Raw genomic sequence first — 22009 nt, forward strand, 5'->3', positions numbered from 1 at the left:
AATCTGACTATTTGTTTTAAGTAGAAGTTAGAATAACAAGAATTTCGCTTTCTCCCCACGATTCTTGTTAAAATAGTCATAATAATAGTTTGAGATAGTGATATAGGCAGAAAAGATGGCTCGTAAAAATCAAAAAGCGCCTTGGGAACCTGAAGAAGAAATCATTTGGGTAAGTAAAACAGAAATGAAAAACGACATGGAAGATTTGCAGAAACTTGGCGAACAATTGGTTGAGCTGAAACCTGCTGTTTTAGAAAAGTTCCCACTGAGTGAAGAGCTAGCTGATGCAATTAAAGATGCGCAGCGTTTTAAAAATGAAGCCAAGCGACGTCAATTGCAATACATCGGTAAATTGATGCGTACCGAAGATCCTGAGCCAATCCAAGCGGCACTGGATAAAGTTCGCAACAAACATTCGCAAGCAACAGCTGAGCTGCACAAGTTAGAGCAGCTACGCGATCGTATTATTGAAGAAGGTGACAAGGCGATTGCTGATGCGTTGGAACTATATCCAACTGCTGACCGACAGCGCTTAAGGCAGCTCGCCCGCCAAGCAAACAAAGAAAAGCAAGCGAATAAACCACCAAAAGCATCAAGAGAAATTTTTCAGACTTTGAAATCTTTGAATGATGACCAATAGGTACATACCCAAGTAACCTCAAGGTACTTGGGTATAGAGCCAACATTTTAGTTGGCTCTTTTTCTTACTAGCTTTGCTCTCCAGCCATAACAAACTTGCTTAAGCTTGCTTTCTCGTGACTCGCGGACAATTGTGAAATCTCTGCGGCTACCTCGACCTTTCCATTGGCAACAAAAGCAAAGTTTGTCGCTATGGCTCTGGCATCACTTAAATGGTGTGTCACCATTATCACGGTAATGTCACGTTTAACGGCCAGCTGTTTAACCAAAGAAAGCATTTCTTCACGCAAGATAGGATCTAGAGCGGAGAATGGTTCATCCAACAACCAAATGGAGTGTGGCTGCACGAAGCAACGTGCCAACGCCACTCGCTGCTTCTGCCCACCAGACAATTGCTCTGGTAGTCGATCCAGCATACTTGTGACCCCGACTTGCTCGGCGGCTTGTTCTACTTGCAACATTTGCTGTTGAGTCAGTTTCAAACCCGGGTGTAAACCTAAGCCAATATTCTCCCGCACAGTTAAATGCGCGAACAGGTTATGCTCTTGAAACAACATAGCGAATGGCCTTTGATAGGGCTCTTTGCCTACAACGCACACTCCATCCGCAACAATGGTGCCTTGGGTTGGCTCAATAAAGCCTGCCACCAATGCCAGAAGCGTGGATTTTCCAGCACCACTCGGCCCCATTAGAGCAACGATTTCACCTTTACTGATCTCTAAATCAAACAAAAATAAGTCATTGTGATAATAGTAATGGACGTTGTTAAGAGTCAGCATACTTCGTTCTCGAATTGGCCTTAAATAAAAACTCAACTAGGCTAAAGCAACCTAGACTGAGCAGCAATAATGTCAGTGATACCACGGCAGCCGCATTCATTTGATAACTACCTAACAATTGGAATAAATACAAAGGAAGCGTTTTAAAATCTTGGCTACCAAATAAGGCAATCGCACTAAGATCGCCAATAGAAAACATAAAACTAATCGCAAAAGCGTGAGCCAAAGGTTTTCTCAATGCCCGCCACTCGACTAGCTTAAACCTCTGCCAACCTTTCATACCTAGGCTTGGGCAAAGCAACTGATATTGCTGAGCGATATGCAGCATAGGTTGAGAAAGTGTTTTGATCACATATGGCAATGCCATCAATGCATTAACTAAAATCACTACCAGTAAAGCGTAGCTAAATGCATCAGCGAAAGAGCGAATCAACAAGAACAACCCTGTGCTTGTTACCAACCCCGGGGTCACCAAAATAATCGTACCAATCAGCTCTATCTGATCAGCCTTAATATGTTTGTTTCGCAACCTCCACGCTCGACTGGTCATCAAAATAGCCAGTCCAGAAGCCAACGCTATTAGCGCAGCTAAGATGGCCACTTTTAATGAAGCAAAAAGCGATAACCAAAACGCAGAATCGGACAACACTTTGCCAATATCAGAGTTAAGGCCACTCAAGACAACCATAAACAAGGGTGGTAGGACAAACAAACAAACTAATACTATCCAACTCCAATCCCAAATCCGCGCAATGTTGTTGTCTTTCACCATACGCACATCAACATGAGAAGAACCCGCCATCACTGAAACAGGTTTAGCAAAACGTTGAATAGAAAATGATAATGTCCCGCACAACAGGATCTGCCATATGGCAAGCAAAGCTCCCGATTGTAAATCAAAGTCAAACTTAATTGCCTGATAAATAGCGAGCTCAATTGTTGTTGATTTTGGCCCTCCACCTAACGCCATTACCGTTGCAAAACTGGTAAAGCAAAGCATGAAAACCAAACCAATAACATGAGGTAGCTGCTGGCGAATTCGCGGCCACTCTACCCACTTAAACTTGTTCCAGTGACTCATTCCTAGATGAGCACAAAGCTTGTGTTGCTCGGCAGGTACCGTTTCTAGAGCCATTAAAAGCAAGCGACTCGCATAAGGCAAATTGAAAAACACATGAGCTATCAGTATCCCTGTCAATCCATAGACAGAAAATGGCATTTTCTCATTCACCTCTGTTAGTAAAGAGGAAATCAAACCGCTATTGCCATAAATAGACAACACGCCAAACACACCAACCAGAACCGGTAAAACTAACGTCGTGGCAAACAATTTTAACAACAGCTTGCGGCCTTTAAACCGTCTGCGAGAAAGTGCGTGGGAAACAGGAATGGCCAAACCAACACTAATCAACGTTGATAAAGTGGCTTGATAGAAACTGAAATAGGTAACGTGGCGATAGTAAGGGTCACCCCAGACAGACTCAATACTCAATGAAGGAGCATGAAGAATCAGTGCAGCCAACGCAGAAATAACAAAGGCCGCGATTACCATCGCGACCCAAATGCCAATTTTTGGTATTGAATTCAACGCAAGCCCCTAATCAGCTAGTGCATTCTGCCATTCACGAATCCAAGCTTTACGGTTCTTGGCAACTTCTTGCGGAGCAAACCTAAACGCATGCGTTGGCTCAACTAAGCTGTCAAATCCTTTCGGTAACTTAACGTTAGTCACTGGGTACATCCAGTTTCCTGTAGGAATAACGCTTTGAAAATCTTTACTCAACATAAACTGCATAAATTCTTCAGCGAGTTTAGGATGCTTGGTCGTTTTTACTTTCGCTGCGACTTCTACTTGCAAATACTCACCCTCAGAGAAGTTTGCTGCTGCGTATTTATCCGTATTCTCTTCGATAATGTGGTACGCAGGTGAAGTCGTGTAAGACAGCACCATATCCGCTTCACCTTTTAAGAACATTGAGTAAGCTTCAGACCAACCTTTCGTCACAGTCACGGTCTTCTTCGCTAGTTCTTTCCATGCTTCGCCCGCTTTATCACCATAAACAGACTTCATCCAAAGTAATAAACCCAGTCCTGGAGTCGAGGTGCGTGGATCTTCATAGATGATCTTCAGGTGATTATTATTCTCCACCAAGTCTTGCAAGCTTTTCGGCGGATTCTTTAGCTTTTCTTTGTTGTAGACAAAAGCAAAATAACCGTAATCGAAAGGAATAAAGGTGTGATTTGTCCAACCGCCCGGCACCTGCAACTTACCCAGGTCAACGTTACTTGGTGCGAATAAACCGGTATTTTGCGCTTCAGTTATTAGATTGTTGTCTAAGCCTAAAACCACGTCGGCTTTTGTGCTTTTACCCTCAAGTCTTAAGCGATTTAACACCGATACGCCGTCATCTAAAGTCACGAAGTTGAGCTTGCAGTGGTATTTTTCCTCGAATGCTTTTTTGATTTTTGGCCCAGGCCCCCAATCGGACGCAAACGAGCTATAGGTATAAACGGTTAGAGTTTTACCATCAGGATTATTTGCATCGGCAAACGTAGAAAAAGAAATCACAGCCAAGACAGCTGTTATGGCAAAAGAGATAGATTTGATAAGTTTGGTCACTGCTTACGCTCCATATATGTGGCGTAAATGAGATAGGACTTTTCGCTGCACTTAGAGGAATCCTAACTCAACCCCTACGCCAGCATTATCCGGTTCAGGTTCCTGATCGATTGATCACTTGCGGGTCCCGAGCAACGCTCGATCTCAGCCAGTTTATTGCTAGCTCCCCGATGAGTTGTTACGAATTGTAGTGTTTATATCAAAATTTAGCTATATGCATTCAATTTTACCCACTCATTACTCCATCTAGTAGAGTAAAAAATGTGTTGAAGCTAACTCTTCACAGTCACTTTTAACGTACTAGGTCAATTTTTTATAGCCATGATTCATATTTATTAAAACTTCGTTACGTTTTTAATAGAGTCAATCATCTAAAAGCCAACGATCGCAACATACAAACTATACATGAGCATGATAAATATAATTCTCAATCAATTGGTTATGTTTGTACTTTGATTAAACAAGGAAGGTTGTTATGAGGCTAAATCCAACAGCATCGAAAGTGTACAATGCGGTCAGGGATATCTGCTGTAAACAAAACACTGCTCATCTACATGATGTAAAAGAACTGTCTGGAGTCGCAGAAAATAATATTCATCGCGTAATTTACTGTCTCGTAGAGTTAGGCTATCTCAATAAAATTCACAGAAAAGATAACAACAATTATCGTTCGAGCTATACCTTCGAGTTAGTTCCAGTAATTCAGGCACATTAACTGAACCCCAAAACATAACACCGCCATGGTGTTATGTTTCCCCCTTACCCTCTCTGATCATATCCCCATCTAGGCACCAGCTGTTGCTCTATATCTAAATGATCCAAAATACGAGCAACCATAAAATCAATAAGATCATCAATCGATTTAGGATTGTGATAAAAGCCTGGAGATGCAGGCATTATGGTAACGCCCATTTGCGAAAGTTTATGCATGTTTTCTAAGTGAAGAGTAGAAAAAGGCGTTTCACGAACGACGAGCATCAGCTGACCGCGCTCTTTAAGAACAACATCGGCAGCTCGTTCAATTAGATTGTCAGACATTCCGTGAGCGATTGAAGCAACACTGCCTACCGAGCAAGGGCAAATAACCATTTTCTTGGGCGCGGCAGAACCTGACGCAACAGGAGAAAACCAATCATCTTTCCCGCATACAACTAGGCTATCAGGGTTGCAGCTAAGAAGTTTTACTAAGGCTTTCTTTGCTGCATCTGGGCCACTAGGCAGTTTTAAATCGTGCTCTGTCGCGAGAACCACTCGAGCGGCGGGGGAAATCAACAAGTAGACTTTGTAACTTGCCGCCAATAGAGACTCTAGTAACTTCAATCCATAAGGGGCCCCTGAGGCCCCTGTGAATGCTAAGGTAATTTCGTTTTGCTTTTTATTCGTCATTCAATTTTTCTAAGCGACGATTTTAGCTTTTCATGGATTCCACCAAAACCGCCGTTACTCATTACTAATATATGATCGCCCGGCTGGGCTTCTTCGCTAATTTTAGCGACTAATGTATCAATATGCTCGTTAATAAACGCACTTTGAGCACATTTATCCGCAATTTCTTGTACCGACCAACCAATATTGTCCGGTTGATAAAGATAGACTGAATCAGCTTTGTTCAGTGCGTCGGCCAAAATATCGTTGTGTACTCCACGTTTCATCGTCGCTGAACGCGGCTCCAATACAGCAATAATTTTATTGTCACCGACTTTATTTCTTAGCCCATCGAGAGTAAGAGAAACCGCTGTTGGGTGATGAGCAAAGTCATCATAAAGTGACACCCCATTAAACTCTCCGAGCAGTTCTAAACGACGTTTAGTGTTGATAAATTGCCCTAACGCCTCACACGCTAACTCGGGAGTAACACCTACATGACGAGCAGCGCCTATCGCCATTAGCGCATTGGCGACGTTGTGCTCTCCGACTAAATTCCACTTTACTTCTCCCACTAACTCTCCGTGATAAAACACCTTAAATTGAGAACCATCTATGTTGATATTCTCTGTGCTCCAACCCTCGGTATCGCCAGAGGTTTCAGTTTCGGTCCAACAACCTCGCTCTAACACATCCTCAATAGCTGAATCATTGGCTGGCGAAAGAATCAAACCATTGCTAGGCACCGTTCGAACTAAATGATGGAATTGGCGCTTGATCGCTTCCAGATCATCAAAGATATCCGCATGATCGAATTCCAAATTGTTAATAACTAGTGTTCGTGGATGGTAGTGAACAAACTTAGAACGCTTATCAAAAAAAGCACTGTCGTATTCATCTGCTTCAACCACAAAAAACACACTTTCACCCAAGCGGGCAGAGACTCCAAAGTTTCCAAGCACCCCTCCCACCAAAAAGCCCGGCTTATAATCGCAATATTCTAGAATCCAAGCCAGCATACTGGACGTCGTCGTTTTACCATGAGTACCAGAAACTGCTAATACCCAGCGGTCTTTCAACAAAAATTCTTGCAACCACTGAGGACCAGATGTATATCGCATTGTTGAGTTGAGAACATACTCAACACACGGGTTACCTCGGCTTAATGCGTTACCGATAACAACGAGATCAGGTTCTGGATTCAGCTGCTCAGGGTCAAATCCTTTTATTATTTCAATACCTTGAGATTCTAGAAGCGTACTCATTGGTGGGTAAACATTGGTATCACTCCCTGTCACCTTGTGTCCTAACTGACGCGCTAAAACCGCTGCGCCTCCCATAAATGTGCCACAAATTCCCAAGATATGAATATGCATTAACTACCGCCTTTCCTAGCAAACGTCTGTTGTTTAAAACATTATCTCGATTTCAGATATAAATGCGAGAAGGGATATTCTTGCATAGTTAAAGACATACAAAATGAGATCTGTGTCTGTTAGTTCATTACCATTAATAAGATTCACTACGTAGACTTAACAGCTGAATGATAAAACCAATATTCAATTAGTTTATTTAGTTTTGAGAAAGTTAAGGAACCAACATGTCAGAGTTGCGCACCCTTGGTGAGTTCATTGTAGAAAAGCAAGCAGATTTCCCCCATGCAAGCGGCGACCTTTCTTCCCTTTTGTCTTCCATTAGACTCGCTGCAAAAATCGTCAACCGTGAAATAAACAAAGCTGGCCTTGTTGATATAACAGGCGCAGTAGGCACAGACAATGTGCAAGGCGAAGAGCAGCAAAAGCTCGATGTTTACGCCAATGAAAAGTTCAAAGCAGCACTTGAAGCACGCGATCAAGTTTGTGGCGTAGCCAGTGAAGAAGAAGACGAAGCTGTTGCATTTAACAAAGAGTTAAGTAAAAACGCGAAGTATGTTGTATTGATGGATCCACTAGACGGCTCATCCAATATCGATGTGAACGTTTCGGTTGGTACTATTTTCTCTATTTACCACCGCGTTTCGCCACCGGGAACACCTGCGACAGAGGAAGACTTCTTGCAGCCTGGGCACAGACAAGTAGCTGCCGGCTATGTCATTTATGGTTCATCAACTATGTTGGTTTATACCACAGGTAAAGGTGTCAACGGCTTCACGTACGATCCTTCGATTGGCACGTTCTGCCTTTCTCACGAAAACATGATGGTTCCAGATGACGGTAATATTTATTCTATCAACGAAGGAAACTACATCAAATTCCCAGCTGGCGTTAAGAAATACATCAAGTACTGCCAAGAAAATGTACCTGAAGAGAAGCGCCCATACACTAGCCGTTACATCGGCTCACTGGTATCAGATTTCCACCGTAACCTGCTAAAAGGTGGCATCTATCTCTATCCAAGTACACAAAGCTACCCGAATGGAAAACTAAGGCTCCTTTATGAATGCAATCCAATGGCGTTCTTGATTGAACAAGCAGGTGGTATCGCATCTGACGGTGTTAACCGGATCCTCGACCTTAACCCAACAGAGCTTCACCAACGAGTGCCATTCTTTGTTGGTTCAAAGAACATGGTACGTAAAGTTGAAGAGTTCTTAGAAACATATCATGACGAAGAGTAATTTTTAGTAACTATATAAATTAATTTAACGGCATATTTTCAAGGGCCCTTTTTCTATATGAAGCAAGGGCCCACTTTTAATACGTAAACTAAGTAAAGATTAGTGTTATTTACTAAAAACTTTTAAAAGCAAAATATAAATTCGAAAACTAGAACTTTTCTAGGTCAAATCTCTATACATTTCCTATCTAATACTATCCAAATAAGCTCAATACATGCCAGCCTTTAGCTTGAGCAATAACATCATTGATATTTATATCTAAGCCAGAAGGCATACAAGTTATGGGATATTTTGAGCAATAGAAAATCCCATAACGCAATGCTTTTATAGTGAGAGTATTGCGGATAGCCAACTAATCTTTTTGTCCGCCTCTTCGTTCAGGACAAAGCGTTCACCCCGCGCCCAAAAGCACGGGGATTTTTTTGAATACAACGTGCAAAGAAAATAGGATGACCAAACGAAATTGCCAATCTTCCCAATATTTTTAATATGGATCAGACCTTTATATACTTTCACCTCTAAGAACGAACGGAAAATAGTCTTGCCACCCTCTACTAAATCCAAAAAAAATAATTTCTTTCGAGGAGCTTATAGAAAGTTTCTTTTTGATGTTCTCTTGATGAAAGTCGAAGGCCTTAACAGAGATATTTAAGATTTCCGCAGCTCTTCGCCGGGTAAGCCCACGCATCAGTACATAAAAAAGTTTCGACTCCATCATAGTTAAACATGCACCTTCATCAGGAAATCTGTTAACTTTCAAAATATTAGACTTCCCCGCTAAGTGAGCATGCATAACAAATTCGTCTTTGACAACTGAAGCCTTTGCAAAGGTACCAACTCGCTTTCCATTGTGACTGAAGATAGGCACTTTAGTCGTATGTAAAATGATATTCTTAACCCCTTCTAAGGGTTCAATAACCGAATAATTTTCACCAGCAAGAATAGCACGTTCGTGATTAATGTAGATGTCAGCATTTTTGCTCCAAAGCATATCATGATCAGATAAACCAATCAGAGCCTTAGGGTTAATGCCTGAAATAGAAGAAAAAATTTCATTGAATGCAACTATATTGTGTTGATCATCTTTGACTAACAAAATTTCCTTAGCACTTGGAAGGTGAGGATTTTTTTTATAGTAAGACATTTGCTCCACGGCCACTTTAACACTCTCCTCTATACGTTTTGTGTATCTTTCTTATCTATATGCCAAAGACAGCTACGTGTTGAGGTATAAGATAAGAGTATATGCAGCAAAAATTATCAGAAGTTCACATATAGTGTCTGTTGATTTGAATCACATTAAGGTTAGAATCCTTATCATCATTACGATTCTCAAGCTAGAAATTCTGCAAACCGGCTTTCTGCATTTGCTCTGTGCAAAACTTGCTATGAATCTGCTTGGGTATACATTCCCGTCAAAAACGATTATTTTATGCGAAGTTTTGACGTTAAGAATTTATAAAGCCTACGTGGCCTAAACACTTCAAAAAGGAAACTTGTATGAGCCTAAATCAAGTACCAGCAGGTAAATCTTTACCTGATGACATCTACGTTGTAATCGAAATTCCAGCCAACGCTGACCCTATCAAATATGAAGTAGACAAAGACTCTGGTGCCGTATTTGTCGACCGCTTTATGTCCGCTCCAATGTTTTACCCATGCAACTATGGATATGTGAACAACACACTTTCTCTAGATGGCGACCCAGTTGATGTGCTAGTTCCAACACCTTACCCGCTAATGCCAGGCTCTGTTATTCGTTGCCGCCCAGTTGGCGTTCTAAAAATGACTGACGAGTCTGGTGAAGATGCAAAAGTATTTGCTGTCCCGCACTCTAAGCTTTCAAAAGAGTACGACCACATTCAAGATGTTGGCGATATCCCTGAGCTTTTAAAAGCACAAATTACTCAATTCTTTGAGCGTTACAAAGAGCTTGAAGCAGGCAAATGGGTAAAAGTGGATGGTTGGGCAGATGTTGCAGCCGCTCGTGAAGAGATCCTAACTTCTTACGAAAGAGCGCAGAAGTAGTAAGCCTCACAATCACTATGGAGCCGTAATTAACGTGAGTGCGGCTCTTTTTTATTTCTGAAACACCAATCCCCAGACAAAATTGTTTCAGCCTCTATGTCAACATCTTGATAAAGATACAACCAAGCATCTCCGTAAGAGGTTGCAATTTTTTCTCGCCGATACTCCAAAGGCACGTCTTCCAGCCTATCGAGCAATTGCAGCTGTTGTTCGGTGACCAGATATACCTCTCCGACGATAGCTAACTCGCCATCATCAATTAGTGCAGGGTACTCACCTAAGTCATACAGTGAATATTGGGGAGCAGTTGTAAAAACACCGATAAACTGCGCTTGAGAAATATAGTGGTGATTATACTCTCCTCGGCGTAAGGTACCGTAAACAAACACTAAGTGCTTCATAGTACCTCCTAGTTAAACTCAAACTGGTAGAGGATATCGACTGCACTATCTAGTCCAGAGACGGCTTCCAAGTACAAGTTGGAAAGTAATTGGTAGCGCACTGTAAATTCACCGACAGGGTTAAATATTCCCACTCCGTACTTGACTTGTAGGTTCGGTAAGACATAGCCACTTACAACAACTTGAGAGGTATCTCCTGCACCAGAAGTATCTAAATGCAGATCTTGAACACCGAATGCCTGACCAATTTGCCCGACGACTTTACCACTTTGAGCCAAACTGAGGCCGATTAATGTGGTTGTCATCGTACCGTTGCCAGACTGGGTATCAATATTTTGCCCTCGTAACAAATATGACAGAGCATTGGCTTGAGGCATACTAGGATCTGAAAACACAGACACAGTAGGATCATCAGCAGGTCCTGTGACCTTAATTCCCGCGGTGACTTCATCTTGTGTGTTGTCGGGGTTACGGATCGCGGTGATTGCGATATAGGGTTGATCAATCGGGCCGTTCATAATCACTTTACCCGATTGAATAATCAGGTCTTGACCAAACGACTGGTAAGTACCATCCAAAATATTTACTTCACCAACAACAAAAGGCCCTTTCTCGTTTTGGGTAACACGAAGTTCACCTTGCAGTTTACCTTTTAAGCCGAATGCAGAGACTGATACATCGTTACCAATAGTAATTTTTACATCCGACTGGACTTTAAACGGGACTACAGGTTGCTCCGTCTTGGGTTGTAACTTGGAATTTAGTAACACCTGATCCTTTGATACCTTAATTGCATTCGGCGGTAGCTTTTCAACGACAATCTCTCCCCAAGGCAAGGCAATATTTCCCGTGATATCCGCTAACTTTGGCGTGATTTTGATAGTTAAATCTGGCACCACTTTTAGCTTCGCCATCGAGGTGGCGTTCACAAGTAATCCTGTTGCAGAAACATGAGCATTTGCTTGCCAATCTTTTAAGTTGTCCCACTTGGCGTCACCAGTAAGATTGACTTTTCCTTCCGGAGTTTTAATAACCCCCATCAACGTGGATTTTGTACCATCAAACTTAACACTTACGTTTCCTGAATCCACATCAACAGGGGATATATCACCTTTTACGACAATGTTGTCGATGTTGGTGTCCCCATAAATTTTTGGATGATCAATTGCGCCTTTTATAGCTAGATTAGAGTTGATGTCTGCACCTAATTTACTGTAAGAACCAACTAATGGTGCTAAGAAGTTAAGGTTTAGCTTCGATACTTTTAGTGCTCCATCAATCAATTTATTCTTTTTTCGCACATCTGGGATATCCATATGTCCTGAAACATCGCCGTTGTTTTTCAGGCTAACTAACCACTTTGAGTTCAGCTGGTTGTTCTTGAGGTTTGCATCAAGAGTGATCGAGTTCCAAGCAATCGTAATAGGCTTTGGTGATTGCCTACTGACTTCTCCTTGTGGCATAGACAATGTTACTGCCAACTGGGGAGGCTGATTTGGTGCCCACTTCATTGTGGCGTTCGCGTTCGCTACACCTTTAAAATCGATACCTTGGGGTAAAAAGCCCGCAACTTGGTGCAAGCTCAATTCATTAATTGAAATAGCGGCTTCACCAGATTTTCCAATCGTAGCTTTAGAGTCTAAACATACCGAGGAGCTTCCATTCACCCAACAATGAGGAGAAATTTTCGCCTGTTGCGCACTGAATAAATAGGAAAGATCTGTTGGTTTATTCAGCTGCCAGGTGCCAATCCGAGAGCTGATAGACATCTTCTCCAATACTCCTGTCCAAGATTGAGAAGGCTTGAAGTCACCACCTAAAGTAAGCTGTGTGGATATTCTTTTATTCTCGATATTTAACGTAAGCAAGTGTTTATTAAGAGTGCCGCTCAGCTCAGCTTTAAGTGACTGGATCTCTTGCTTGTCATAGTCGATTTGCTGACTGACTAAAGTCAGATCAGACTGATAGTTCGAAAAAGGAGCAACTGTGCCAGATAAACCAAGCTGTTTGATGGTTAAGTTGTTTTGCCAATCAAGATCATCTGCTGCTAGCTTCAATGCAATTTTAGGTGTTGCTAGAGAATCGGTGACTCGCACTGTTCCTGTTATTTTCCCACCGAATTCAGGCAACGTTTCCGACAAGTTAGGGAAATTCACCGCCAACCTCATATTCCATTTTTCGCCTAACTCTCCTTTGGCGGTAATTGAATTAGGGCCATGGGCCAAAACTAGGTTAGGTGTCGTAACGATATACTTACCCTTCCCTTCGCTATCAGATACCGAAGCAGAGCCGTCTAATTGGAATGGTTGTTTTTGAACTGAGCCAGTCACGTCAACCTTTGACAAGTTAAGCTGCCACCCCCCTTGTTTGTTTGTCGAACCATTGGTTTCTAGACCACCACTCAAATCTCCCTCAATTTGTGGCCACTGCTTATTGGGCTGAATGTTAGTTAATTTGAGGTTTGCTTGCCAAGTAAACAGCGATTTCCAATCCAGCTGAACCTCTCCAGCAAGTATGCCTCCCAATGTATCCACATTGAGTTGTTGGAAGTTTATTCCATAAATTGATCCGATTCCTGTCGTTTTCAGCGCCGCTTTTGGCACCTGATTTCCTTTAACATCACCATCTAGATTGAAGCTATATTTTTCTAAATCTCCTTTCATTGTCAGTGTCGCAACTGCAAACTGATAATCACTTTTCCCGCTAAGTGGCCATTGAGAGTTGGCTTTAGATAACGTGAGATTAAAAGGCACATTAGAGATCAACGGACGAATTGTACCGGACAATCTACCTTTTATCGGCCCCGAAAGCTGACTAAAAAGCTCTAGGTTACCTACACTACCCGCTAGAGACAGCGAAACTTTCTGACCATCAAACTCGGTTTTTTTAATGTGGGCGTTAATCTCGCTAGATAGAGGATAGTCTCCTTGTAAGCTAACTTTACCTCTCAGCTCACCATCAAAGTCTGGGCTTTTTATCGCCAGATAGTTGATATTGATATCGTGGCCACGGCCACCACCTTCTACAATGAATTTATTGACGATAAATGGCTGCGCTTGTTGTAACGTAAAATCATCGACTTCTATTTTCTTCAGTTTGATGTCAAAAGGCAGTGTTATCTTTGGCAAGGTAATATCACTCGGTTTAGAGCCAGTTGAGGAGCTTGCCTTTGTTTTGGGTTGGCTATCCGAAGACCTTTTTGGCTTCGGTGCGATAACTAACTTAGCGATGTTGCTTGGCTCGATCGTGAGCTGACTACCCTGAAAACTACCATGGGTATTGAGGCTAGATAACGATACTTTGTCACCATACAAGTCGAGCTTTATATCAGATAAATCTACTCGGTCAAAAAACACTGGTATCGGCAGTGTGATCGGTCCAGTACGCTCTTTTTTGGATTCAGGTTGATGCTTTGGTGCGCCTTTAGCCTCAGACAATTTTATATTTGCCCCGTCAACTGCTAAATCTTGAACACATAAAGAGGGTGTTAAAAAGCAGGCGGGATTCAACCCCAAAGAAACTCGCTTAACCTTGGAATCGACACCTAACGTTTGATCTTTGTAACTCACGTTATACAAAGAAAAATGAGGAAATACTGCGCCACTGGCAGAACCAATGTTAAGCTCCGGAACTGCTTTCTCTGCCCCCCAAACTAAAAGCTTCAAACCCACCGGAGTATAAAACAGGCCAATCATGCTTATCAAAGCAATAGCAACCAAAGTCGCCAATATGTATGAGAGCCACTTGGTCGAATGGATAATCAACCTCATAGCTCAGGCCCTAACGAGAAGTGAATTCGGAACTTCTGCCCCGGTGTCGCATCTAGTCCCCAAGCGAAGTCTAATCTAATTGGGCCGACTGGCGATGCCCAGCGGATACCAAATCCGGTTCCTCGTTTAAAGTCAGGTTTGGAGTTAAACGCATCACCGTAATCGTAAAACAGTGCTCCCCACCAATTACCATAGATGCGGTGCTGATATTCAATCGATGAAGTAGCCAGATATTTCGCCCCGGTTAGAGCACCTGTTGAATCTGTTGGTGAAATGGTGTCATAACCATAGCCGCGAATGCTGTTATCACCACCAGCAAAAAATCGAAGTGATGGCGAGAGCTTATCAAAGTCTTGGGTGAAGTTACCTCCCAGATCTATACGGAATAAGCCACGCTGATTCCGCCCAAAGCTTCGAATCCATGAAGAACTTCCTTGAACTCGCAGCACTCTTGTTTCTGAAAAGAATTCAGGATCACCATATTCAAAGGTAAAGTTTTCTCCATCTCCCCAAGTGGGCATCGCGCCGCCTCTAATGCGAGTTCGCGTAAAAGACATACCAGGTAGCACAAAATGGCCCACCGCATCTTGCTCACCTTGTTCGTAGTTTTCCACCAAATAACGAATCCGAGCTGTACGATGCCAACCATCATCTAGCAACCAATGCCGCTCAAACGATAAGTTCGATTCGATACTCTTTGTATTCAAGTTGTCGACTCTTTTTAAGCCATACTGCACGAGGTAATATTCACGAAGTACATCTTCCAACGGGATCTTGTAGCCGAGGGTGATAAGCTGTTCAGGATTAGAAAGAGAGAAACTACTATTAAAGCTATTGCCGTCTGAACTAAGCCAAGGTTTCTTCCACTTTAACGTTCCCCGCACCCCGACATCTGTAGAATAGCCAATCCCTGTTTCCAACTTATTCCGTGTTTCTGGAGCCAACTCAACTTTCATTGGTAGTTGTCTTTCTGTACCAATATTGGATAAATCTGGTGTAACTAATACGGAAGAAAACCAATCAGTGCTGGATAGGTTTTGGTTGAATTGGGTGATATCTGAAGCAGAATACGGTTCGCCTTCTTTGTAAGGTTGCAGCGTTTTCACTCTATTGAGGTGGATCTGACTGCCCGTGATCGTGGTTTTCCCAAACTGGTATCGTATACCACTATCGTAGTGAAGAATAATAAACGCCTCATTGAGAGACGGTGCCACTTCCAGCTTGCTTTCAGTAAATTGACCTTTAAAGTACCCTTTCCTTAACGCTAAGTTTCGAATTGAACTTTTTAACGCTTCGTATTGACCATGGTTAAGTACTTCCCCGACTTTCAAACCACTTAAACCCAGTAATTTTTGAAAATCTGGATCGGATTTCGCTTCACCGAGGAGCTCAAAATCGACCTTTTTCACTATGACAGGCTTGCCTGGTTTAATGTCGACCACCAGCTTTGTACCATTATCTTCAACAGTAAATTGAAACTTAGCGTGATAGTATCCGACCGCATGGAGGGCTTCATTCAAGCTTTTTTCTAATCGTGATTGAAAGCGCAACGTCACCCGGTAATCTGACTTGGGAATAGCCGCTAGATAAGCATCAACGTTACTTTCCAAGTCTCCACTTAAGCCATTTATCGACAGCTCAACATCATTCGCCAGAGCCTTGCTAGGTAGAGCTAAAGCAATAATTAATACTGGTAATGACTTTCTCTTCATGACTTAATAAGCAAAATTCGGCTAGATAGTGTTGACTCTTATAATCATAACGCGATTATTAACTCCTATCTGTATGAAATACGTTAATAATCCGGTCTGTATAGACCATATGTAAAGTGTCAGTGGCGTTTTAATACTGAATCGCTTTCAGCTTTACACCAGAGTGACCACTTAGAAACAGTCTAGTTCATTGATATTACATAAGTTAGCAACACAGGTTACCTATGTTAGATAAGCAAAAAATTATATCTCCAGCAGACTCACTGCCTGGACGCACTGAAGCTATGAAAATTCATAACGTTCATTTTGTCAATAGCAGCAGCTTGACGGCAGCCCCATCAGAAATACATCAAGAGATTGTCCTTGGCATGGGCTGTTTTTGGGGAGCAGAGCGTTTGTTCTGGAAAACTGAAGGCGTTGTCTCTACTTCGGTTGGCTATGCTGGGGGTTATACGCCCAACCCAACTTATGAAGAAGTATGCACTGGGCAAACGGGACATACTGAAGTGGTACGGATAATATTTGACCCGAAAATTATACCTTTAACCGAGCTACTTAAGCTATTTTGGGAAAATCACGATCCAACCCAAGGAATGCGTCAAGGCAACGACTTAGGCACTCAATATCGCTCGGTTATTTATACCAAATCTGATGAACAGCTTGCTATCGCAAAAGCATCGAAGGCTGAATATCAATCTTTGCTGACTAGTCAGTTAGCCATCACAACGGAGGTTGCACCTCTAACAGATTACTACTTTGCAGAAGACTGTCATCAACAATATTTAGCTAAGAATCCTGAAGGGTACTGCGGCCTTGGCGGGACAGGTGTCTGCTTTCCACCAGAGAAGTAAGTGAAGGAGATAACCTGCGTGTTTCGCGTTAATGGCACGCAGGTTGTTAAAATCTATACAGGCAGAGCAGCAATTTCCTTATTGATCTCTCTAAACACACACAGTTTGGTTGCATTGGCAAGCTCTGGGACTAGAACCTTACCATTATCAAACTGAAACTCACCAATTCCCGAAATGAAGAAAGTGCCTTTGAACAGCCTTTTTACATATCTAGCGACTTGCTGGGGGCGATAAACTGAAAACTCTTGATACATACAATCCCTATCTCCTTTAGGTACTTCAAATCCACCAAGCACAACTTATTTACAACATTATTACCAAATTGTAATAATATGATTATACCCTTTCCTCGAAAAGCCGCAATCTAATGAAAATTCACGTTACACTTTTATAACATTTAAACCTCATGTCATATTTTTAACGTTACGTTATCCGTATACTTACTTTCCGAATCTATACTGCGCTAATTAGAATTTAGGAGCCTATTTATGAAGCCTAATATGTTGAAGTCATTCGTTACCTTAATCGCTTGCACTCCTTTACTCGCATTCGCAAGCGGTTTAACCGTTGGTCAACCCCTTCCTGCAGCAAGTGTCAAAGATTACGGCCAAATAATCCTAAAAAATGGAGATGAGTCTTATCAGAGTTGGAATACTAACGAGCTAGTCGGAAAAGTAAGGGTCATTCAAGCAATGGCCGGCAGAAGCAGTGCCAAGCAGATGAATCAGCCCTTAATGGATGCAATTGGTGCTGCGAAGTTCCCAAAAGATAAATATCAAACAACAACCATAGTCAACCAAGATGACGCCATGTGGGGAACAGGATCTATGGTGAAATCGTCAGCAGAAGATAGCAAGAAAGAATATCCTTGGTCCTCTATTGTCGTTGATGAGCATGGTGCTGTCGCGAAAGCTTGGCATCTAAAAGAAAAATCCTCAGCTATCATCGTACTCAATAAAGATGGTCAAATTCTATTTGAACATCAGGGTGCACTGGATAAACAACAAATTGACCAAGTCATTGGCTTAATTAAATCCAACCTGTAACATTTCCACTTCAATCAACTATCTTAGCCGTCTGCGAATCTGACGGCTCTTTAGCACTATGCAGTACAGCTGATTACCATGTCAGATAACCGTCAGTTCACTACCCAACGCACATTCCTATATGCAAACAAGCGGGTAAACTTGTTATATAAGCATTTTCATCTATTCTTCACTGATATCAAAAACTTATAAATCTGGAAGTAAAAGATTTATATAGTTAGCTAATTTAACTTGGTGAGCTATGTTATGGAAGACAAAAGTAAACCCGTTACCATAGAGAATGAAGCGTCCAGCTCAAGACAACAAAAATCTGGCTACATTAAAGATAGCGCGAGCCGAGTTTTAAATATAGCGGGAAGCCATGGATTAGATGCGCTACTACGCCATGAAAAACCAGAGTCTACCGCACTAGAAAGAGCAGCTGATAGAGCTGAAAGAAGGCAAGAGCGCAGACAAAGGAATCTTGAGCAAATCTTGAAGTTTGCACATGGTTTCTGCAAGGATGAAACTGCTGGAGAGCCCGACCAAGACTGGTTACTACGCTTTTTCGATATGGCTCAAGAGATACATAATTCATCAATGCAGCGACTGTGGGCTCAAGTACTCAAGCGGGAAGTGACTAACCCGGGTTCTACGTCCATGAAAGCCCTCAAAGTACTACAAGATATGTCCTCCAAAGAAGCGCAGATTCTACAACGTGCCGCTTCATTGGCATGTAGCTTTGGTGGCGATACTAGTCAGAAACTGGTTATTGGCTTTAAGGCTCAGGGCAGCATTTTTAGCTTTGGCAAAAGAAACACCACCATGAATATCAACATCGGCAGTTTTAAGCTGCCGTATTCAAGTTTATTGGTTCTCATTGAACTTGGGCTTTTGCATGGCTCTGAGCTGGAGTCAGGAGAAATTGAAGTCGACCCTCCGCTTCCATTAAACTATCAAGGCAAAAACATTTCGCTTCAGCCGCTAAGTAAAGGAGTTCGTTTACTCTATTACCGATTTAGCCCAACGGGTAACGAGTTATGCAAGCTACTTGGCAATAAGCCTAGCATGAAATACTACGATCAGTTGGTGGCAATATTAAGCCAAAAATTTGTATTGATCACCGACAGTGCTAGCAGCGTCGATGAAACAGTCTAGTTAACCAAACAGGTAGTTTTTATTTTCCACTTGCCGCCCTGCTTCGCTATCACCAAACCAGCGCAGTTTTTCGGACAACGCGACCACTTCTCCGATAACAATAAGTGAAGGGGATTGAGCACGTTTTGCTAGAATAGCCAGCTCTGATAATGTTCCTTTAAATATCTTCTGACTACTCTGTGTGCCGCGCTCGATAATTGCTATGGGTGTAGAGTCGCTACGACCATTCTCTAGCATCCTTTCCTGAATGTATTGAGACTTGAGTAACCCCATATAAATGACAAGTGTTTGATTTTTCCGAGCTAAAGTTGCCCAGTCCATATTATCAACTTCGGACTTTAAATGACCGGTAATAAACATCGCCGATTGAGCATAGTCTCGATGAGTGAGTGGAATACCGGCATAAGCTGTTGCACCCGACGCAGCGGTAATACCGGGCACTATTTGAAAGGAAATACCCTCCTCAGCCAGCACTTCTACTTCTTCTCCACCTCGGCCAAACACAAATGGATCACCGCCTTTTATACGGACAACGCGATTTCCTTTTCGAGCGAAGTCTATTAGTAGTTGGTTGGTTTTATCTTGAGGAACACTATGGTGACCTGCTTTTTTACCAACACAAACTAATATACATTGGCTATTCACCATCGCCATAATTTCATCAGAAACCAAATAGTCATAAAGAACGACGTCGGCTTGTTGGAGCAAATTATAGGCTTTAATAGTCAAGAGATCGGGATCGCCAGGCCCAGCACCAACTAATGCTACTTCACCCGGTTGGATCTGTGAGTTAGCCTTCACCGAGGTTGAAGTGAGACTGCGACGAGGAGAAGGGAAAACAGCGACAGTATTTTTTCCAGCCATCATAAATACCAATTAGCTAATGATGAACTGATTATGTCTTGCTCTGCTTATTACTGGAAATTCTAATATGTCATTTTTAATATACAAAAAGAATAACACCAAAAGACTAGATGTTTTCTGCACTCACAACTCACCCAGAAGATAGGTTACTTTTGTGCAAAACCACCCGAAGATAAGCGGAAAAAAATCACTGAGCCGGAAGACTTTTCTAGTTGCAGCATATCTAGCTGACCTTTGGCATCGACCTTGTAACGGATAAGCTGCCCTTTTTGAATATGGCTTAGTGGCTTACCAGAGCCTTCAATACTAATCAGATCATTGAGATCCGACATCGATAAACCATTAGTTCGAAATATCTTTGCTAATGTATCACCTGCTTTCACAACATAATCTTTCCAGTCGGCCTTCGTATCAGAAAGAGAGTTCGGATTTGTGATAGTTGATGTGCCTGTACTTGAGTAGTTATTTGTCGAAGGTGACGTAGCCGCTTGCTCACTTAATCCTACAGGATTGATCTTTATTGATACACGTTGGTTTAGATTTGGGGCCATCTCAGAATCTTCAGGCTTAGGTGTAGGCATTATGATTAATAAAAAAACGACAGGCACCAGTACACTAAGTAAACGTCGATGTAATTTGGGAAGCTCAAACCAAATAGCTTTAGCTTGTGTCTTAAGTGATTTCCACTCAATTTCAGCCCACTTGGTCTTTACCAAATCCAAATAATCAACTTGTTTTGGTTTCTTCTTCCTACGATTCATTAACAGCCATCTCCTAAATCTAGCTAACACAGTATAAAAACAGACATCGCGCGAGTATAGATAATTTAAAATTTATAAGTTAGGAGTTCGCAAAATCTAACACTTTTACCTAAGTTATATGAATGGCATCACACCAAACCACATTTGTGCCAGTAACATTGGGTATCCATTTCATCTAAGCTCTGGAACTGGTATCCTCTCACCTTCATTTAGATAAAGTAAGAGAAACTTTAAATGTCAGACGTAAAATTTGAAACTGTAGAGCAAAAAGCAAGCTACGGTATCGGTCTTCAAATGGGCCAACAACTTGCAGGTAGCGGTCTAGAAGGACTCAATGTTGACGCTATCGCTGCTGGTATCGCGACTGCACTAACTGGTGATGCGCCAGCAATCGAAGTTGACGAGATCAACAAGGCCCTTCAAGAAATCCAAACTCGTGCTGAAGCAGTTCGTCAAGAAGCAGCGAAAGCAGCAGCGGCTGACGGTGAAGCTTTCCTTAAAGACAACGCTCTACGCGATGAAGTGACTGTTCTTGAATCTGGCCTTCAATACGAAGTTCTTACTGAAGGTACTGGTGAAATCCCAACTTCAGACAAGCAAGTACGTGTTCACTACCACGGTGAGCTAACTGACGGAACTGTATTCGACAGCTCTGTATCGCGCGGTCAACCAGCGGAATTCCCTGTAACTGGCGTAATCAAAGGTTGGGTTGAAGCACTACAACTAATGCCTGTTGGTTCTAAGTGGAAATTATACATCCCACACGATCTAGCATACGGTGAGCGTGGCGCAGGTGCTTCTATTCCTCCGTTTGCAGCACTAGTATTTGAAGTTGAGCTTCTAGATATTCTATAAGCCTTGATTTGAAAATATTGAATTGATAAAACGTCGCTTTATGCGGCGTTTTTTGTTGGCTTAAGGTTACGTTTTGATATGAATTAGCTAGAAAATTGCTGTTTTACTAATAGCTAAAACGCAAAAAGCCGAGCATGACGCTCGGCTTTAAGTTCATACGAACTACTGATTACTCAGCTGCAGCTTCTTCTGCTACTTCTGGGCGATCTACAAGCTCAATGTAAGCCATTGGAGCTTTGTCACCAGCACGGAAGCCAGCTTTTAGGATACGAGTGTAACCGCCTTGACGGCTAGCGAAACGTGGACCTAGTTCATTAAATAGTTTTGCAACAACTTCGTTATCACGAGTACGTGCAAATGCTAGACGACGGTTAGCAACGCTGTCAGTCTTAGCTAGTGTAATCAAAGGCTCAACTACGCGACGTAGCTCTTTCGCTTTTGGCAAAGTAGTCTTGATAACTTCATGACGTACTAGCGAGCTAGCCATATTGCTGAACATCGCTTTGCGATGACTGCTGTTGCGGTTGAGTTGACGACCACTCTTACGATGGCGCATGACCTAAT

The 22009-nt window shown here is 42.3% G+C and carries 21 protein-coding genes; 8 read left to right on the plus strand and 13 right to left on the minus strand.

Annotation, left to right across the window (positions count from 1 at the left end; genetic code table 11):
• The first annotated feature begins 115 nt into the window (after window positions 1-115).
• Window positions 116-640: a ribosome biogenesis factor YjgA gene (gene yjgA / locus ACM2FC_RS10570; protein WP_498480880.1), complete on the plus strand. Its 525-nt coding sequence runs from the start codon at window positions 116-118 to the stop codon at window positions 638-640.
• Window positions 641-707: 67 nt separating this feature from the next.
• Here yjgA and thiQ read toward each other — a convergent pair whose 3' ends face one another.
• The 3 genes from thiQ to thiB are packed head-to-tail and all read right to left on the minus strand — an operon-like array spanning window position 708 to window position 4017.
• Window positions 708-1418 (minus strand): thiamine ABC transporter ATP-binding protein, encoded by a 711-nt coding sequence (gene thiQ / locus ACM2FC_RS10575; protein WP_498480881.1) that lies wholly within the window; start codon window positions 1416-1418, stop codon window positions 708-710.
• Entirely contained in the window at window positions 1405-3006 is a 1602-nt protein-coding gene (gene thiP, locus ACM2FC_RS10580) for a thiamine/thiamine pyrophosphate ABC transporter permease ThiP (protein ID WP_498480882.1), read from the minus strand. The genes thiQ and thiP overlap by 14 nt, the downstream gene beginning before the upstream one ends.
• A gap of 9 nt (window positions 3007-3015) precedes the next feature.
• Entirely contained in the window at window positions 3016-4017 is a 1002-nt protein-coding gene (thiB, locus tag ACM2FC_RS10585) for a thiamine ABC transporter substrate binding subunit (protein WP_498481123.1), read from the minus strand.
• A 496-nt stretch (window positions 4018-4513) separates the two neighbouring features.
• On the opposite strand from thiB, the gene ACM2FC_RS10590 reads away from it, so the two are divergent.
• Window positions 4514-4753 (plus strand): hypothetical protein, encoded by a 240-nt coding sequence (locus ACM2FC_RS10590; RefSeq protein ID WP_498480883.1) that lies wholly within the window; start codon window positions 4514-4516, stop codon window positions 4751-4753.
• Window positions 4754-4797: 44 nt separating this feature from the next.
• Here ACM2FC_RS10590 and ACM2FC_RS10595 read toward each other — a convergent pair whose 3' ends face one another.
• Both ACM2FC_RS10595 and mpl read right to left on the minus strand, forming a co-directional pair.
• Window positions 4798-5424 (minus strand): flavin prenyltransferase UbiX, encoded by a 627-nt coding sequence (locus ACM2FC_RS10595; RefSeq protein WP_498480884.1) that lies wholly within the window; start codon window positions 5422-5424, stop codon window positions 4798-4800.
• Window positions 5421-6779, minus strand: a complete 1359-nt coding sequence (mpl, locus tag ACM2FC_RS10600) for a UDP-N-acetylmuramate:L-alanyl-gamma-D-glutamyl-meso-diaminopimelate ligase (RefSeq protein WP_498480885.1) — start codon at window positions 6777-6779, stop codon at window positions 5421-5423. The genes ACM2FC_RS10595 and mpl overlap by 4 nt, the downstream gene beginning before the upstream one ends.
• 224 nt (window positions 6780-7003) lie before the next feature.
• Between mpl and fbp the strand changes: the two genes are divergently transcribed.
• Window positions 7004-8020: a class 1 fructose-bisphosphatase gene (gene fbp, locus ACM2FC_RS10605; RefSeq protein ID WP_498480886.1), complete on the plus strand. Its 1017-nt coding sequence runs from the start codon at window positions 7004-7006 to the stop codon at window positions 8018-8020.
• A gap of 502 nt (window positions 8021-8522) precedes the next feature.
• Here fbp and ACM2FC_RS10610 read toward each other — a convergent pair.
• Entirely contained in the window at window positions 8523-9179 is a 657-nt protein-coding gene (locus ACM2FC_RS10610) for a LuxR C-terminal-related transcriptional regulator (RefSeq protein ID WP_498480887.1), read from the minus strand.
• A 341-nt stretch (window positions 9180-9520) separates the two neighbouring features.
• On the opposite strand from ACM2FC_RS10610, the gene ppa reads away from it, so the two are divergent.
• Window positions 9521-10048 carry an inorganic diphosphatase gene (gene ppa / locus ACM2FC_RS10615; RefSeq protein WP_498480888.1) on the plus strand — a complete coding sequence of 176 codons (528 nt, stop codon included), beginning with the start codon at window positions 9521-9523 and terminating at the stop codon, window positions 10046-10048.
• Window positions 10049-10077: 29 nt separating this feature from the next.
• On the opposite strand, the gene ACM2FC_RS10620 is transcribed toward ppa, so the two are convergent.
• From ACM2FC_RS10620 to tamA, 3 genes are read right to left on the minus strand one after another with little or no spacing between them, the layout of a single operon-like run.
• Window positions 10078-10449, minus strand: a complete 372-nt coding sequence (locus tag ACM2FC_RS10620; protein WP_498480889.1) for a gamma-glutamylcyclotransferase family protein — start codon at window positions 10447-10449, stop codon at window positions 10078-10080.
• A gap of 8 nt (window positions 10450-10457) precedes the next feature.
• Window positions 10458-14219, minus strand: a complete 3762-nt coding sequence (gene tamB, locus ACM2FC_RS10625) for an autotransporter assembly complex protein TamB (protein WP_498480891.1) — start codon at window positions 14217-14219, stop codon at window positions 10458-10460.
• Complete coding sequence (gene tamA, locus ACM2FC_RS10630; protein WP_498480892.1) at window positions 14216-15931, minus strand: autotransporter assembly complex protein TamA; 1716 nt, start codon at window positions 15929-15931, stop codon at window positions 14216-14218. Before tamA ends, tamB begins: the two co-directional genes overlap by 4 nt.
• 224 nt (window positions 15932-16155) lie before the next feature.
• On the opposite strand from tamA, the gene msrA reads away from it, so the two are divergent.
• Complete coding sequence (gene msrA / locus ACM2FC_RS10635; RefSeq protein WP_498480893.1) at window positions 16156-16782, plus strand: peptide-methionine (S)-S-oxide reductase MsrA; 627 nt, start codon at window positions 16156-16158, stop codon at window positions 16780-16782.
• A 53-nt stretch (window positions 16783-16835) separates the two neighbouring features.
• On the opposite strand, the gene ACM2FC_RS10640 is transcribed toward msrA, so the two are convergent.
• Window positions 16836-17036 carry a DUF1107 family protein gene (locus ACM2FC_RS10640; protein WP_498480894.1) on the minus strand — a complete coding sequence of 67 codons (201 nt, stop codon included), beginning with the start codon at window positions 17034-17036 and terminating at the stop codon, window positions 16836-16838.
• 234 nt (window positions 17037-17270) lie between these two features.
• Here ACM2FC_RS10640 and ACM2FC_RS10645 point away from each other — a divergent pair, with 234 nt between their 5' ends.
• Together ACM2FC_RS10645 and ACM2FC_RS10650 are read left to right on the plus strand one after the other, a co-directional pair.
• Window positions 17271-17828 carry a YtfJ family protein gene (locus tag ACM2FC_RS10645; RefSeq protein ID WP_498480895.1) on the plus strand — a complete coding sequence of 186 codons (558 nt, stop codon included), beginning with the start codon at window positions 17271-17273 and terminating at the stop codon, window positions 17826-17828.
• 246 nt (window positions 17829-18074) lie between these two features.
• Entirely contained in the window at window positions 18075-18965 is an 891-nt protein-coding gene (locus ACM2FC_RS10650; protein WP_498480896.1) for a TIGR03899 family protein, read from the plus strand.
• On the opposite strand, the gene cobA is transcribed toward ACM2FC_RS10650, so the two are convergent.
• Together cobA and ACM2FC_RS10660 are read right to left on the minus strand one after the other, a co-directional pair.
• The gene (cobA, locus tag ACM2FC_RS10655) at window positions 18966-19829 is read right to left on the minus strand and encodes a uroporphyrinogen-III C-methyltransferase (protein WP_498480897.1); all 864 of its coding nucleotides are present in this window, start codon (window positions 19827-19829) and stop codon (window positions 18966-18968) included.
• Window positions 19830-19975: 146 nt separating this feature from the next.
• Complete coding sequence (locus tag ACM2FC_RS10660) at window positions 19976-20590, minus strand: OapA family protein (RefSeq protein WP_498480898.1); 615 nt, start codon at window positions 20588-20590, stop codon at window positions 19976-19978.
• A 234-nt stretch (window positions 20591-20824) separates the two neighbouring features.
• Here ACM2FC_RS10660 and bamJ point away from each other — a divergent pair, with 234 nt between their 5' ends.
• Entirely contained in the window at window positions 20825-21445 is a 621-nt protein-coding gene (bamJ, locus tag ACM2FC_RS10665) for a BamJ family beta-barrel-assembly machinery protein (protein WP_237363143.1), read from the plus strand.
• A gap of 169 nt (window positions 21446-21614) precedes the next feature.
• Here the strand turns inward: bamJ and rplQ are convergent, their stop codons facing one another.
• A complete protein-coding gene (gene rplQ, locus ACM2FC_RS10670; protein ID WP_237363144.1) occupies window positions 21615-22001 on the minus strand; it encodes a 50S ribosomal protein L17 in 387 nt (128 codons plus the stop codon).
• Window positions 22002-22009 lie beyond the last annotated feature (8 nt).

Source organism: Vibrio sp. A37 (assembly GCF_059777565.1).

Bases quoted from the DNA above. Each gene is read 5' to 3' on its own strand.
- yjgA (WP_498480880.1), top strand. From the start codon at position 116: ATGGCTCGTAAAAATCAAAAAGCGCCTTGGGAACCTGAAGAAGAAATC.
- thiQ (WP_498480881.1), bottom strand. From the start codon at position 1,418: ATGCTGACTCTTAACAACGTCCATTACTATTATCACAATGACTTATTT.
- ACM2FC_RS10590 (WP_498480883.1), top strand. From the start codon at position 4,514: ATGAGGCTAAATCCAACAGCATCGAAAGTGTACAATGCGGTCAGGGAT.
- ACM2FC_RS10595 (WP_498480884.1), bottom strand. From the start codon at position 5,424: ATGACGAATAAAAAGCAAAACGAAATTACCTTAGCATTCACAGGGGCC.
- mpl (WP_498480885.1), bottom strand. From the start codon at position 6,779: ATGCATATTCATATCTTGGGAATTTGTGGCACATTTATGGGAGGCGCA.
- fbp (WP_498480886.1), top strand. From the start codon at position 7,004: ATGTCAGAGTTGCGCACCCTTGGTGAGTTCATTGTAGAAAAGCAAGCA.
- ppa (WP_498480888.1), top strand. From the start codon at position 9,521: ATGAGCCTAAATCAAGTACCAGCAGGTAAATCTTTACCTGATGACATC.
- ACM2FC_RS10620 (WP_498480889.1), bottom strand. From the start codon at position 10,449: ATGAAGCACTTAGTGTTTGTTTACGGTACCTTACGCCGAGGAGAGTAT.
- tamB (WP_498480891.1), bottom strand. From the start codon at position 14,219: ATGAGGTTGATTATCCATTCGACCAAGTGGCTCTCATACATATTGGCG.
- tamA (WP_498480892.1), bottom strand. From the start codon at position 15,931: ATGAAGAGAAAGTCATTACCAGTATTAATTATTGCTTTAGCTCTACCT.
- msrA (WP_498480893.1), top strand. From the start codon at position 16,156: ATGTTAGATAAGCAAAAAATTATATCTCCAGCAGACTCACTGCCTGGA.
- ACM2FC_RS10640 (WP_498480894.1), bottom strand. From the start codon at position 17,036: ATGTATCAAGAGTTTTCAGTTTATCGCCCCCAGCAAGTCGCTAGATAT.
- ACM2FC_RS10645 (WP_498480895.1), top strand. From the start codon at position 17,271: ATGAAGCCTAATATGTTGAAGTCATTCGTTACCTTAATCGCTTGCACT.
- ACM2FC_RS10650 (WP_498480896.1), top strand. From the start codon at position 18,075: ATGGAAGACAAAAGTAAACCCGTTACCATAGAGAATGAAGCGTCCAGC.
- cobA (WP_498480897.1), bottom strand. From the start codon at position 19,829: ATGGCTGGAAAAAATACTGTCGCTGTTTTCCCTTCTCCTCGTCGCAGT.
- ACM2FC_RS10660 (WP_498480898.1), bottom strand. From the start codon at position 20,590: ATGAATCGTAGGAAGAAGAAACCAAAACAAGTTGATTATTTGGATTTG.
- bamJ (WP_237363143.1), top strand. From the start codon at position 20,825: ATGTCAGACGTAAAATTTGAAACTGTAGAGCAAAAAGCAAGCTACGGT.
- rplQ (WP_237363144.1), bottom strand. From the start codon at position 22,001: ATGCGCCATCGTAAGAGTGGTCGTCAACTCAACCGCAACAGCAGTCAT.